The following is a 14,938-nucleotide window of genomic DNA, read 5'->3' as shown; positions in this document are numbered from 1 at the left end:
CCTATTAATTATTTTTATTTAAAATGGCCATATTATTGGCACTAGTATTAAACTGATTATGAAAAAAATGAATAGCAATGGTGCGCCCACTTTTAAATAGTTCATGAATTTGTATCCGCCTGCTGTCATTACCATAGCGTTTGTAGTAGTTCCTATAGGCGTTAAAAAGGCCGTTGATGCGCTTATAGCTACAACAATCATAAAGGGTTCTGGTGATAGGTTTAACGAGCTTGCTGCTAGTATGGCTATTGGTGCCATTAATACTGCAGTTGCAGAGTTATTTATAACTTGGCTAAACGTTGTAGTTAGTAAAAACACACCGCCTAATAAAAGTATAGGATGTATGGCGCCTAAATACTCTACAAGTCCGCTTGCTATTAATTGTGCGGTTCCTGTTTTTTGAAGCGCAATACCCATAGGTATCATAGCAGCAATCATAACAACACTGGTCCAACTAATGCCTTTATAAGCTTTAGAGATAGGAACACAACCCGTTAGCAAAACGACACCCGCAGAAAGTAAAGCGGCAATAGATCCTGGCACGATTTTAAACACCATGAATATTATCATGAGCATTAAAGCACCTAATGCAATAAATGATTTGTAATTTAGATTTTCCACGTTTTTAGCCATGCCTTCTGGACTTCCAATAATGACTAAGTTTTCATGTTGTTTTTTTAAATCTTCAATATGTTCCCAGGTACCTCTTATTAAAAACGCATCGCCAGATTTTACTGTAATCTCTTTGTCTAGAATGGGCTGTTTGTTTCTAGAAATGGCTAGTAATTGTAAATTAAATCGGTTAAAATATTTGCTTAAATTATACTTGCGCCCCACTAACATAGAGTTAGGGTTTACAATGACCTCGGTCATACCAACTTCCTGATTAATTAAGTTATTTTTAAGCTCGTCTGTAATAGGCTCAAGAGGTAAAAGTCCTAATCTAAACGTAATCATTAATCGGTTTATATCTTCGGTTTCTCCTTTTACAGTTATAATATCATGATATAGAAATTCTGTATTAGTATCTGGAAATTCTATAAACTGCGGTACTTTTTTCAATACACTTGGGTGTCTTCTTTTTATTCTAATAATAGAAATGTTAAAGTTTTTCTCAAGATTCCAAGTATCTATTTTAGTGTTTAGTAAAGGTGATATTGATCTTACACGTAATCTGTAATATCCATTATGTACTTTATAAGCCTCAATCCAATTATGCAGTGTAGACTCTATATTTACAGGTTTGTTGTTGGTTTTGTTTTCTGGCAATAGGTTGTAGCCTATATATCTAAAATAGAGTAGAGCTACAATAAGTAATGGTAAACCTATAAGAGCGATTTCAAAAAATGAAAACCCATCAAAACCAGCTTCAACTAAAGCATTACTAGCTATAATATTTGGCGGTGTTCCTGTTAAAGTAAGTAAACCACCTGTATTAGATCCAAAGGCTACAGGCATTAACATTTTAGAAGGTAAAGTACCTATGCTCCAAGCAGATGATATGGTAAGTGGCATTAAGGTGGCAACTGTACCAGTATTACTAACAAAACCAGATAAAACACCTGCGCCAAGTGTAATGATTACTAATAGTTTTGGTACACTTTTTCCTGCCCATTCTACAAACTTTTTACCTGCTAAAGCGGTCCAGCCTGTTTGTGCAATACCTTCTCCTATTATAAACAAGGCAGCAATCATGATAACAGTAGGATTACTAAAGCCACTTAAGGTTTCTTTAGTGTCTAAAATTCCTGTTAAGAATAAACTTAACATCGAAATTAATGCAACAATATCTGGTGTAAATTTTCCCCAAACAAAGAGACCAATAGTAATAATTAAAATGGTTAGCATTAAATAGATCATATCTTGTAATTCTTTATTAGCTTTGACTGCTATAGGGTTCGTAATAATTATAGAGTAAAATTACTGTGATTATCCTGTAAGAATTATGACGAATGTCATGCTTTGGGTAAAGGCGTTATTTTTAAGTATTTGGTATATTTATAATGTATTAGTTACAAAAAATGTTAACGAATACGTTTTCGCTATGCAGAGTTTTACGATATTCTATGTTTTAGATGAATTAAATGATTTATAGAAACCTTAAATGGGATTAAAAAGATTTAATTGATACATTAAACATGCATATTAATAGTTCGCTTTTTAGAAGAATGATTATATGGATACTATAGGTAACAATAAAAACAATAAATAAACACAGATGAAATTAGATATTTTAGCCTTTGGAGCACATCCTGATGATGTAGAACTAGGTTGTGGTGCTACACTAGCCAAAGAAGTGAGTAATGGTAAAAAAGTAGGCATTATAGATTTAACTAGAGGCGAGTTAGGTACACGAGGTACTGCTGAAATAAGGGATGAAGAAGCTTTTAATGCTGCAAAAATATTAGGAGTTAGTATGCGTACTAATTTAAAATTTGCTGATGGGTTTTTTGTTAATGATAAACAGCACCAATTGGCTATTATTAAAATGATAAGAAAGTATAGGCCAGAACTTATATTATGTAATGCTATTGACGATAGGCATATAGATCATGGTAAAGGCAGCAAATTAGTTAGTGATGCTTGTTTTTTAAGTGGTTTAGTTAAAATTGAAACCAAAGATGATGGCGTTATACAAGAGCCATGGCGACCAAAGCAAGTATATCATTATATACAATGGAAACATATAGAACCTGATGTAGCGGTTGATGTTACGGGTTATATAGATAAAAAAATGGATGCTGTATTGGCATATAAAACTCAGTTTTTTGATGCCAATAGTAAAGAGCCACAGACCCCGATATCTAGTAAGAACTTTACAGATAGTATAATTTATAGGTCTAGAGATTTAGGCCGATTAATAGGCGTAGAGCATGCCGAAGGATTTACGGTAGAGCGCTATGCAGCCGTTGATAGTTTGTTCGATTTAAAGTAGTTAGAATTCCAGAGCAAATTATTTTCATTTTTAACGAAAAATTTTAAAAAAAGTCTTTGTTATAAAGAATGAAATCAATTACATTTGCACACGCATTACAAAAATGTACTTGCAAGGAGGGTTTTAACGCTATAGTTAGGGCAATCCTTTTTGAAAAACTTTTTTAAAGTTTGATAAAAAACACATGGTGGTTGTAGCTCAGTTGGTTAGAGCATTGGTTTGTGGTACCAAGGGTCGCCGGTTCGAATCCGGTCTTCCACCCAAAAAGTAAAAGCCTTTCAAGAAATTGAAAGGCTTTTTTTGTGGGATTCATTTAACTATTGGTCCAGCTTAATGCGTTCTTCTCTATTAGCAAGCTCCCAAGCCGTATGGAAAATAAGTTTAGCTCGGGTTTCTAAAAACTCATAGTTTATTTTATCTGGCGTGTCCGATGGTTTGTGGTAATCGGCGTGTGTACCATTAAAGTAAAAAATTACTGGAATGTTGTTTTTTGCAAAGTTGTAGTGGTCCGATCTGTAATAAAATCGATTAGGATCGTTATCATCATTATATGTATAATCGAATTCTAAATTGAAATGTTTTTTATTAACGTATTCAGATATAGTATGCAACTCCTTACTTAATTTATCCGATCCAATAAGGTATAAGTAGTTTTTTCCACTAGCTTCATGCTTTGGGTCTACACGACCTATCATATCTATATTTAAATTGGCTACTGTGTTTTCTAAAGGGAAAATAGGGTCTTCATCAGAGTAATAACGCGACCCGTAAAGTCCAATTTCTTCGCCTGTAACATGTAAAAATACAACGGTACGTTTTGGACCATGACCTTCTTTTTCGGCCGCTTTAAAAGCTTCAGCAATTTCTAAAATAGCCACGGTTCCAGATCCATCATCATCTGCACCATTATTAATATCGCCATTTCCAGATACGCCAATATGATCTAAATGTGCCGAAATAATAATAACTTCATCTGGTTTTTCACTTCCTTTTATATAAGCAATTACATTTTCGGAATCTTTAATGTTATTGCCAAAATAGCTTCCTGGAATGTCTTGAAAATAATCGTCTGGAGCAATTGGGGAAGGAATGTTATTGGATTGGTAATTGCTTTTTATAAACTCTATAGCTTTTTTTTGTCCGGGTTCGCCCGTTTTTCTACCTTCAAAATCATCAGAAGCATAGGTGTAAAGCATTGTTTTAAGTTCGCTTGCAGTTATCGTGTTCGCGTAGGTTTCAGGCGTAGTTTCTTTTTCTGTTTTCTTTTTATTTTGTGAAGAGCTACAAGACGCTATTTGTAGGCTAGCACAAATTAAAAGGGCTAATGTTTTCATGTTAAATCATTTTTATTGTACGATATTACAAAATTGTATCTATAGACATGCAGGTTTTCAATCTATTTTAACAATTCATTTTCGGCATCAATAGCAAGTCTGCGGTCTTGATTGGCGATTTGCCATGCGGTAGCAAAAATAAGTTTAGTGCGTTTTTCTAGTAAGGGGTAGTTAATTTTATCTGGTGTATCTGTTTCCTTATGGTAATCGGCATGTTCGCCATTAAAATAAAAAATAACAGGAATATTGTGTAGCGCAAAATTATAATGATCGGATCTGGAGTAGTAATTATTGGCATCGTTTAATGCATTATACCTATAGTCTAAGTCTATATTAAAAAAGGTGTTATTAGTTTTCTCAGAAATAAAATGAAGTTCTTGACTCAGCCTATCGTCACCTATTAAATAAATATAATCTGTATTATTTTTATGTAAGTCGTCAACACGACCAATCATATCTATATTTAGGTTGGCTATGGTATTTTCCAGAGGGAAAACGGGGTGGTTGGTATAATATTCAGAGCCTCTTTTGCCTATTTCTTCGGCTGTTAAATGTAAAAATAAAATACTTCGTTTAGGGCCATTGCCATCTAACTTTGCTAAATTAAAGGCTTGTGCCATTTCTAGAAGCGCTACGGTTCCAGAGCCATCATCGTCGGCACCAGAATTTATTTTACCATCTTCATTAACACCTAAATGATCTAAATGGGCAGAAATAATTATAATATCTTCAGGGGTGTCGCTACCTTCAATATAAGCTAAAACATTTTCGGAACTTTTGTGTTTATTAGAAAAAAAACTTTCCGGGATAATTTGGTAGTAATTATTGGTTCCTAAAGGCGATTTTATTTGCTCCTTAATATAATATGATTTTAAATAATTGGCTGCTAGTTTTTGTCCGGGTTCGCCAACTTTTCTCCCTTCAAAATCATCGGAAGTAAACTTATATAAATGTGTTTTAAGCTCGTTTTTAGTAATGCTATTGGCATATTGCATTACTAAAGTGCTGTCCGATAAAACAATAGCGTCTTTTAGGTTTTGTAATTTTACAACATACTTAGGGGTAGAGCACGTGCCAACTAATGTGAAAAAAGAGAGTATTCCAATAAATTTCATGTATAATAACTCATTATTAATTACATGTAACTCACAATCAAATTATTTCGTTAGGGGCGGGGAATTAATAGCTTGTTAGTTTCATAAAAACTAAGGCAAATATATATATTTTAGAGTGAAATTACTTACTACTCAAACGAAATGTCTTCTAGTTCAGATTCATCTATTTCAATATCTAAATCTTCTAACTCTTCTAAAGATTCCTCTTCAAGTTTAACTTCCTTAGCTTCAATGGCTTGGGTGTCTGCAATTTCGGTAGTTGTAAAAATGGCTTTATATGTTGTTAGAGCCAAAGCAACAATAGTTAATAGAAATGTAAATTGAATTATTTTTTTTACTTGACCTTCTTTTTTAGATAAATAAAAGGCTATTAGGCCAAATATTAAAGCCGCTATTGCAGGAAATATAGCGAGGTTAGAAATAGGTAAAACCGAAAAAATAACTGCAAATATTGACGCTATTAATGCTAAAATGGTTAGTGCTTTTTTCATTTTTATACGTTTAATTTTTTAAGCCAGAAGCCGATTTAAGTTTTAACTCGCCTGTACCTACAGGAATTTTAAATTGCACATAAACAGGAATCTTGTTTGCATCGGCAGATAGCCATATAGTTCCATTTACCTTAGAATTTGTGGCAGACCCCATAGAAAGCTTGTAGCAAGCCTTTTTACCTAAAGCGGTAGATATGGTTTCTTTTCCTAAATAAGTCACTTTAGCCTTTACCTCTTCACGGTCAAATAAAATAGTAAATATTTTACTCGTTCCAGAACTTAGGTTTGTTAAATCGAATGTTCTTATACTGTATAATGTCGAGATAATATCTTTTGTATCTGCACCAATAGATACTGTTTTTTTCTCTACCCAGTTGTTTTTCTTGGTTTGTACTGTTTTTACCGTATTGGTTTTATGGCTAAAGGTGTATTTCATGTTTTTAAAATAACTACCTTCATTAATTTCGCGGTTATGTAAGTATGGTGTTAAGGTTTTTGGGCTTACATAAGTTTCGTATAAATCTCTAATTTTAAAGAAACTGTCCCATTTACTATAAGTAAAAGCTCTACATTTTAAACGTAAAAGTGTGGCTTTCGATGTTTTAACGGTGCTGGTTTCCATGGTAACTTCGGCCAAATCGGTTAAAACTCCAGACATGTTGTAAGATGCTGTGTAGGCTAGTTTTTCATTGGTTCCAATAGCGCTATTTTGTGCATTTATTGTTATTGAAACAAAAAATAATACCAATAAAGAGATACGAATCATAAAATATAGTTTTGGTTATAACGAGCTATTTATCATTTATTGTGCCGAAAATACAATGCTAATAATTATTATGCTAATTTATTATTTTTTTATGGTTACCGTTTACTGATTTTTGTCATAGTTTTTAAGGGAGAAATACTATAATTTTAGAAATAAACCTTTGTGCCATGAAACATATATTATTACCCACAGATTTCTCCAAAAACTCTATAAATGCTATTCATTACGCTTTAAAGTTGTTTAAAAATGAAGACTGTCAGTTCTATATTTTAAACATTCAGAAGGCATCATCCTTTATTTCAGATAATATGATTGCAGTAAATTCATCTACAACTATTTATAAAACCTTAATAGATGCTGCTAAAAAATCTATATCTAATATTTTAACCACTATTAAAAAAAGCTATAATAACCAAAGGCATGAATTTCGCTCTATAGTCGATTACGATAATTTTATAGATTCTATAAACCAGGTAAGCGAGAAGCATAGTATCGATTTAATTGTAATGGGCACTAAAGGAGCTTCAGGGCTAGAAAAAGTGCTTTTTGGTAGTAATACGGTACGTGTAATGCAACGTTGTTTGGTTCCTGTATTGGCTATTCCCAATGGTTATAGCTATAACGGCATAGATCGTTTGGCATTTATAACCACAAATTCAAAACAGTTTAAAACTGGCGAGTTAGATGTTTTAACCCAATTTGTAAACCATAATAACGCTGCTTTGGATGTGCTTCATCTTTCCGACAAAAATAATTTACTGTATCGTGCTCAAGATAATACAGATTTCTTTTCAAGCCTTTTTAACAATTTAACACACCACTACCTAAATACAACAAGTAGTAAGCTATTTAAAGATGTTAGCACATTTATAAAAGCAGACCATATAGATATTCTTGCTATAGTTAATAAAAAACACTCCTTTTTAGAACGTTTATTTACCACCCATACCGTGGAGAGGCTCGCCTTTAAAATAGATATTCCCCTTTTAGTACTGCAACATAAAGACTAAAGTAGCTCTAAAAATAGGCTGTTTTCTGTTTTATGCATTCATGCTGTAACAATTTTTGGTTTTCGTCGTCATATAAGTATCAATCAATAATTAATCATCATGAAACAAGACAATCAACTTTTAGTCATTACACATTTAAGTCAGTTAATAACCTTAATAACCGGTTTTGGTAGTTTACTATTACCGTTAGTGCTGTGGCTTACACAAAAAGACAAAGTGTACCACATGGATACTCATGGTAAAAACATCCTAAACTTTCAATTAAGTTTAATAGTTTGGTGCATAATCTGCGTACCGTTAATTTTATTATTTGGTTTAGGTCTGTTAGGCTTTGCAGTTTTAGGTATTGTATCTATAATTTTCCCAATAGTTAATGCAGTAAGAGCAAGTAGAGGCGAAGCAGTACATTATCCATTAACATTTACTTTTATCTCTTAATTTTATTAGTTAGTATTTTGAACGAGATAAGTAGAACGCTCACTTTTTAGTGGGCGTTTTTTAGTTTAATAATTATTTGGGCGCCTGCCTGCCGGTAGGCAGGTTACCCCAAAAAAGGGGGCAGGCTTTCACTACTCGCTCCTCCTTTGTCGGGAGCTCAAACATGCCGTTCAATCCTTAACGCGGGTGTGCTTGCTAGGGTTTGGGAGTGGGTTAATTATTTCCATAATGGTTCTTCTTGCCATTTAGGTTTCATTCCTAAGGCATTCGGGTCTACATTAGGGTATTTTTCAAATAGGTTATTTAATCTAGATGCAAACTCATTTCTTGGAAGAATTGTGTTTAGCATATAGCGCATTAAACACATATGTACATAAAGTTTTGAAAACTCATGTTGTTTTGGTACGTTATTAGGCTCTGTTATCCAAGGATTTGGTGGTTTTGATAGTAATTTAACCGTACCTGGTATGTTTCTGTTCCACAAACGAGAATGATGTGCGCAATAGTTGCGAATAACCGCAATAGATTGCAGCCAACTAGGTAAATACGTATGATTAACAGCTCCAAACTCTACAGCTATAACATCTTTCGAGTTTACAGTATGTTTTAAATTTCCATACAATTTTGATAATCCTCCAAAACTTGTTTGTTCTAAAGATTTCCATGCAGGAGGAAACCTTTTATCATCTTTATATTTTTTAATATGGTTTTTTATAGATTCATCTTTAGTTCGTGTTATTTCATTTTCTAAATTAGATAATGTTTTAACTAAGGCTTTACTATCGTTAAATAAATCGAAATTCTGAAACCACCAAGGGTCAATCTCATGAGATAGATGATAAATCAATTTTGTACGTAAACTAATTTCTATTTTTTCAATAACATCAAAAAGTAATAATCGTAATTCTGCATCAAAATTGTATAAAGCTATAACGTCTTCGAATTTGCTGTTGGGTTTAAATGTATGGTTTTCTTTATCCGATTGCATGACATACCAATACTCACCTAATCTATAATAGCTAATATTAATAAGGTATTTTTCAGCAATACGCGGGTGCTTAATTATTAAGCCTCTTTGTTTAAGTTGTGCTACTTGTTGGGTAAGTGTAAAAGGTGTTTTGTCAAACATATATTAAAATTTAAACATATAATTTAACGAGGAGAAAAACCTATATAAAGCAAAAGACACACCCTGGGACGCTGTTCTTAAGGGTAGCGTGGTGTGTACTGTTGGTGCAAAAGTACTATAATTTACCATATTTCTACTATAATTTAACATGTTTATACGTTTTAACTATGCTTAATAATACCCGTTTGGCTCACCTATTTTTATTTTTTAGGCAGATTGACGTTAATCTCAAGAGTTTTCTACTATTTGTATTTCATCATCAGTTAAGCCATATAACTCGTAAACCATTTGGTCTATCTCTTTATCGGTTTGGTTAATTTGGGTTTGTAAGGCTTGTGCTTTTTGTTTGTTGTCCTCAAAAAGGTCTAGCCACTCAAACTCATCTTTTTTGGTTAATACTGGTACTTCCTCCAAACCTTTTTTAACACGTAGTTTGTTATTGGCTTTTATGGCTTTGTTAAGCTCTTTTATAAACTCGCCAAACTCTAACTCATGCCAGTTTTGGAGTTTTTTGGATAGTTTTTCTAGTTGGAATTTTTGTGTGAGGTAGTTTTGAAATTTATCATTTAATCGTGTTTTACTTTCATTAAAATCTAAAATTCTGTTAACTTCACTTTCAAAAGAGCTTTCATTTTCAATAATAGTATTTGGGATTGGAAGAGTCATAACTTTATCTCTTCTAAAATCATAGAAGCCACCTTGTAAAGAAGTACAAATGTTTTTTAGGATAAAAAAAGAAACTTTAGAGTTTAACAAAGCTATTAACCCTTTTGTTGAATTTGCAATAAAATAGTTGTTATTAGTGAGTAATAAATCACCCTTTCTATCTAAATAAAAACCACATTCATTAGTAATACTTCTCCAAATAATTTTGGGGTTTTGAATCTCTTTATAATAGTCACAAGGTCTTAAATTCCACCAGTTTTTTCCTTTATCACCTCTCTTTTGTAAATCCTTTTCAAAAGTTTTCAACCAATTGTGTATTGATGGAAACTTATTTGGAATATCAATATCATATTGTGTAAACAACATATACTTATCAGAATCGACTAATCTATATCTATATACCTCTTTTCCTGTAGCTACTTTTTTAATTAATTTTGTAGCATTTTCATTCTCGGTTTTTATTTTGTTTTTAGTATTTTCATCAATAATAAACGCTTCATTTTTTCCTGTCTTAATACCTAAAAACACTTTATTGTTAACATAATCAGCTAAGTTTTTATGTTTATGAAGTTTTTCGAATAACTCAAATTCATTTTTAGATATAAAGTTCCAAACCCCATTTGACTCCAAACTAGAATTATATATTTCGAACATTTTAGATTTTAAAATTGTTATTGGATCATTTGTGTTTTCTCTTTTATTAATTTCAGAATACAAAAAAGTTTTGGCTTTATAATTTGGGTTTTTATTTAAAACATAAATAATTGGATAGGTTGTGGCATCAGTAAAAACAGGATAATCGTCAAAATCTAATAGCAATTCTAAGTTTGCATCTTCTTTCATTACTATTCTTATGTTTTTACCATAAGTTGCTTTTAGAAATTTATTAGGTAGAATAAAAGAAAACAATCCTTTTTCGTTCATTAATTTGATTCCTTTTTCAATAAAATAGGTGTATAAATCTGCTACACTATTATAGCATTTATAATTTTTTTCTAAATATGGTTTTATCTCTTTAAATAATTCTTGCCTTACATACGGCGGATTTCCAATAACCACATCAAAACCACCTTTGTGTTCGGTTTTAAAGGCTTCTTCTTCAGTACAGGTTAAAGTATCTATTATGTTTTGTACATCGCTGTTGTGTTCTGGTAACTCGTGTTTAGCTCTGTTGGTTTGTATGTATGTTATGGTGTTGTATAATTGCTGGGTTGTGGTAACCTCTTTTGGCGCACTGTATTTTTGTTGCCATAAGGGTTTGTTTTTTGCCTCTTTATCTTCCGCAAGGGGCTTAAGCCCCTTGTAATTCTCCTTGTAAAACTTGTTACGCTCAAAGGACGTGCGCCCTTTTATTTTTTGCATTATTGCTGGTATTTCCTCTAGGTCGCATGCCAGTAATAAATGAATATGGTCTGCACAAATATTATAGGCTAGTACCTTTAAATCGTCTTCTTTTACAATGCTGGCAATGGTTTTACTTATTAAAAAATCGTCTTCTGGTGTAAAGTAAATAACATTTGGGTACGGGTTTGTACCCATATCTCTGCGTTCGCGTACTTTATATTTTTCCATTCTTTTAGAGGTTCTACTATCATGAATGGCTGTTGTTACGTGGTATATTTTTTTATCTGTTTTTTTAAATACTTTAGGAAATTGCTCTTGCCAGTTAAATGCCTTATCGCCTGCAACGGCTTTACTGTCTATTAATGAGTTTCCGCATTTAATATTGCTGCTTAAATCGTTTAATTTTCGGCGTGGTTGTGCCGTACGTAACCAAAGGGATAGTTTTGCGATTTCTATAGACTCCTCGTTTAAATCGACGCCGTAAATATTATTCTCTAAAATGGTGTTTTCTATATCTGGAAACTGAAAACCGCCACCTAATACCTTGGTTTTAAGCTCGTCTATATAGGTGTGCTCTTTTATTAAAAAATCTAAAGCTTGATTAAGGAAAGCGCCAGAGCCACAAGCAGGGTCGCAAATGGTGAGTTGTAATAGCCAATTTCTATAATCGTCTAGAATATTAACTAATTTTTTAATGGTGGCTTCGGGTCTGTTTTTACCCTTAATTTTTCGGCCTTTAAAATACTCTTCTTCTTTAAAACCGAGTTGGGTTTTCTTTTCGTTACATAATTTACCAATAGTATTTTCTACGATGTATTTGGTAATGTATTTTGGTGTGTAGAAAACACCGTCTTTTTTACGTTTAGATTTTTGCTTATCGAAATCGGCTCCTTCAATTTCGGCATTTACACTTTCAATTTCGTTTAGTGAGTTTTCAAAAATATGCCCTAAGATGTTTACATCTACTTGACTTTCAAAATCGTAGGCTGCTAGTTTACTGGTGTGTTTGTACAGTAAATGACTATCTATTTCTAAACTGTCTAGTGTTTTGTCTTCTTTAAATAAACCACCGTTGTAGGCGTAAATTTCGGCACGTTTAGCGGTACCTGCACGTCCTTGGTCTAGGAAGTTAAAATATTGCTTAAAGAGTGTGTAAAGCGGCCTGTCGTCGCCAAAATCGACATCGTCATGCCATTTGTCTAATATTTGTTGTGTGCTGTTTGGTGGAAGCAAACCTCTATCTTCGGCAAAGAAAATAAATAGGTAACGGTCTATTAGTTTTTGCGATTTTTTAAAGAGGGTTAGCTTTACGTTTTTTTCCAGTTTAAGCTGTTCTGCTTTTTCGTCTTCTGATAATTCTTCTAGCAATTGCTTGGTTTCTGCTCGTAATGATGCTTGGTTTTTTAAGGTTTTAGCATTGCGTTTTACTAAATCGCGATATAACTCGCGTTTAAACAGTGAGTAGTCTTTATAAAATTGTTTTGTTATCTGTTCTTCTTCAACTACCGAGGCTTCTTTTATTTTTAGGGGTACATTATTAATAATGTTTTCCTTTTGTAAGCATAAGTATAATAATGCAAAGCGTTCGGGCGACAGTTGGAATAGGTTAAATTCTTCAAACTCGGTAGCATCGTTTATATAGAATCTTAGTTTTTCGAAATTTGAAGTTACTACATAAACACAGCCTTTTTGGTTGGCTTTATAATCGAATGCTTGTTTGCGTATGCTCTCTAAATCTTTGGTGTTTGTGCCTTTTAGTTCTATTACTGCAATGGCAACATCGTTATTTAAGATGGCACCATCTGCTTTACGTGCGTTGTTTTGGTTTTTATATTCGGCTACTAAATTAAAATTAGCATTGGGTTTTAAGGTGTAGTCTAAAATGTTTACAAATAACTCGGTTAAAAATATGCCTTGATACTCTTCTTCTTTAGAGCTACGTATATTGTCTTGAATGGTTGGACTAAGGAAATACTTAGTGTATTTTTTATAAGCTTTATCGACTAGGTCTTTGTCTTGTAAAGTGATGTGTTGTTTTAATACTGAAGACTGATATAATGGCATAAAGGTAGTTGACGTTATTTATGAACCCCTAAAAATAGAAATCTTTTTGTAGGAATTAGTAATATTTAAAAGTTAATTTATAAAACTTGCCAAGTTAGAATAACTACTATATAGTTTTGTAATCGACTTTAGCGGATTTACCCGCGTTAGGGATTGAAACGGCATCCTTTTTTAAGAGTTATATAGACTAATTTTTACTTTAAACACGCATTTAATTGATAGCCATGTGTTTTGTTCTTGCTATGCGACTTAAAAAAGATATAGTGGAAAGCCCGACCTTTAGGTAACGCCCAAATTATTTAGTTTGTAGTTTGCAGTGGCGGTTTGCGGGACAAAAAAAAGCAGCAAACTAATTAAGATTGCTGCTTTGTATTATGAGTTTCCTGAGTTATCTGGAATTTAGCTATTTAACATAACTGGCATAACTAGCATGGTAATGTGTTCTCCTTCATCCAATCCATCAACAGGTGTTAAAATACCTGCGCGATTTGGCATACTCATTTCTAGTTGTACATTATCTGCATTTAGGTTGTTTAACATCTCGGTTAAAAAACGCGAGTTAAAACCAATTTGCATATCGTCGCCTTGGTAATCGCAAGTTAAACGCTCTTCTGCTTTGTTGCTGTAATCAATATCTTCGGCAGATATATTTAATTCTGCTCCTGCAATTTTTAAACGTATTTGGTGTGTGGTTTTGTTAGAGAATATGCTAACACGACGCACAGAGTTTAAAAACTGGTTTCTGTCTATTACTAATTTATTTGGGTTTTCTTTTGGGATTACGGCTTCGTAATTTGGGTACTTTCCATCAATTAAACGACAAATTAACTCGGAGTTTTCAAAAGTGAATTTTGCATTACTCTCGTTGTACTCTATAGTTACATCATCTTCGCTAGCTGCTAAAATTCCTTTTAAAAGATTTAAAGGTTTTTTAGGCATAATGAATTCTGCTACTTGGTTGGCTTTAATATCGCCACGTGTGTATTTTACTAATTTATGCGCATCGGTAGCAACAAAGGTTAAACCCTCGGTTGAAAACTGAAAAAATACACCACTCATTACGGGGCGTAAATCGTCGTTTCCAGCAGCAAAAATAGTTTTGCTAATGGCGGTTGCTAAAACATCGCCAGTTATAACGGTTTTACTTGGATCTTCTAACGCTACGGCTTTTGGAAATTCGTTTCCATCGGCATAAGCTAAAGCATATTTACCGTGGTTAGAGCTAATTTCAACTGTGTTATTATCTTCTACAACAAAAGTTAAGGGTTGCTCTGGAAAGGTTTTTAAAGTATCTAATAATAAACGCGCAGGAATAGCCACACTGCCTTTACTGTCGCTTTCAACCTCTAAAGTAGAAGCCATAGTGGTTTCTAAATCGCTTGCCGAAACAGTTAATTGGTTATTATCTAATTCAAATAAAAAATTATCTAAAATAGGTAAGGTATTCGAGCTATTAATAACGCCACCTAAAACTTGTAATTGTTTTAATAAATAAGTACTTGATACTATAAATTTCATGTGTTGGAATATATTTTTTTAAAAGATCGCATGTTGCATTTATTTAAAAGGTTGAAACTAAAACGCTAAAACCCTTATAAATACTTCATTTAAAAGCTTAGTTTTTATTGTAATTATACTACTTACAA

General features: G+C 32.8%; 11 protein-coding genes and 1 tRNA gene. 4 read left to right on the top strand and 8 right to left on the bottom strand.

What is annotated here, in order from left to right; all coding sequences use genetic code 11:
- Positions 1–18 precede the first annotated feature (18 nt).
- Complete coding sequence (locus tag BMY96_RS11785; RefSeq protein ID WP_245750623.1) at positions 19–1,860, bottom strand: SLC13 family permease; 1,842 nt, start codon at positions 1,858–1,860, stop codon at positions 19–21.
- 358 nt (positions 1,861–2,218) lie between these two features.
- Between BMY96_RS11785 and bshB1 the strand changes: the two genes are divergently transcribed.
- Complete coding sequence (gene bshB1, locus BMY96_RS11780; protein ID WP_092852392.1) at positions 2,219–2,935, top strand: bacillithiol biosynthesis deacetylase BshB1; 717 nt, start codon at positions 2,219–2,221, stop codon at positions 2,933–2,935.
- A 186-nt stretch (positions 2,936–3,121) separates the two neighbouring features.
- Positions 3,122–3,197 (top strand) — tRNA-His (locus BMY96_RS11775).
- A 55-nt stretch (positions 3,198–3,252) separates the two neighbouring features.
- Here BMY96_RS11775 and BMY96_RS11770 read toward each other — a convergent pair.
- The 4 genes from BMY96_RS11770 to BMY96_RS11755 all read right to left on the bottom strand — a co-directional run bounded on the left by BMY96_RS11770 (position 3,253) and on the right by BMY96_RS11755 (position 6,641).
- Positions 3,253–4,269, bottom strand: coding sequence for a M28 family metallopeptidase (locus BMY96_RS11770; RefSeq protein WP_092852390.1), 1,017 nt, complete (start codon positions 4,267–4,269; stop codon positions 3,253–3,255).
- A 62-nt stretch (positions 4,270–4,331) separates the two neighbouring features.
- Positions 4,332–5,384, bottom strand: coding sequence for a M28 family peptidase (locus BMY96_RS11765; RefSeq protein ID WP_092852388.1), 1,053 nt, complete (start codon positions 5,382–5,384; stop codon positions 4,332–4,334).
- A gap of 128 nt (positions 5,385–5,512) precedes the next feature.
- Positions 5,513–5,875 (bottom strand): FUSC family protein, encoded by a 363-nt coding sequence (locus BMY96_RS11760; protein ID WP_092852386.1) that lies wholly within the window; start codon positions 5,873–5,875, stop codon positions 5,513–5,515.
- A gap of 10 nt (positions 5,876–5,885) precedes the next feature.
- Entirely contained in the window at positions 5,886–6,641 is a 756-nt protein-coding gene (locus BMY96_RS11755; protein ID WP_092852384.1) for a DUF3108 domain-containing protein, read from the bottom strand.
- A 167-nt stretch (positions 6,642–6,808) separates the two neighbouring features.
- Here BMY96_RS11755 and BMY96_RS11750 point away from each other — a divergent pair, with 167 nt between their 5' ends.
- Positions 6,809–7,651: a universal stress protein gene (locus BMY96_RS11750; RefSeq protein WP_092852382.1), complete on the top strand. Its 843-nt coding sequence runs from the start codon at positions 6,809–6,811 to the stop codon at positions 7,649–7,651.
- A gap of 99 nt (positions 7,652–7,750) precedes the next feature.
- Positions 7,751–8,089 (top strand): DUF4870 domain-containing protein, encoded by a 339-nt coding sequence (locus tag BMY96_RS11745; RefSeq protein WP_092852380.1) that lies wholly within the window; start codon positions 7,751–7,753, stop codon positions 8,087–8,089.
- A gap of 217 nt (positions 8,090–8,306) precedes the next feature.
- On the opposite strand, the gene BMY96_RS11740 is transcribed toward BMY96_RS11745, so the two are convergent.
- The 3 genes from BMY96_RS11740 to dnaN form a co-directional block, all read right to left on the bottom strand.
- Positions 8,307–9,218 (bottom strand): Abi family protein, encoded by a 912-nt coding sequence (locus BMY96_RS11740; RefSeq protein WP_092852378.1) that lies wholly within the window; start codon positions 9,216–9,218, stop codon positions 8,307–8,309.
- Positions 9,219–9,446: 228 nt separating this feature from the next.
- Complete coding sequence (locus BMY96_RS11735; protein WP_092852376.1) at positions 9,447–13,292, bottom strand: Eco57I restriction-modification methylase domain-containing protein; 3,846 nt, start codon at positions 13,290–13,292, stop codon at positions 9,447–9,449.
- Between the two features lie 399 nt (positions 13,293–13,691).
- Entirely contained in the window at positions 13,692–14,810 is a 1,119-nt protein-coding gene (gene dnaN / locus BMY96_RS11730; protein ID WP_092852374.1) for a DNA polymerase III subunit beta, read from the bottom strand.
- Positions 14,811–14,938: the final 128 nt, after the last annotated feature.

The organism is Algibacter pectinivorans (genome assembly GCF_900112595.1).
Taxonomy (GTDB): domain Bacteria; phylum Bacteroidota; class Bacteroidia; order Flavobacteriales; family Flavobacteriaceae; genus Algibacter_B; species Algibacter_B pectinivorans.
Note: the sequence above shows the minus strand (reverse complement) of the source record. Positions and strands in the feature narration are given on the sequence as shown.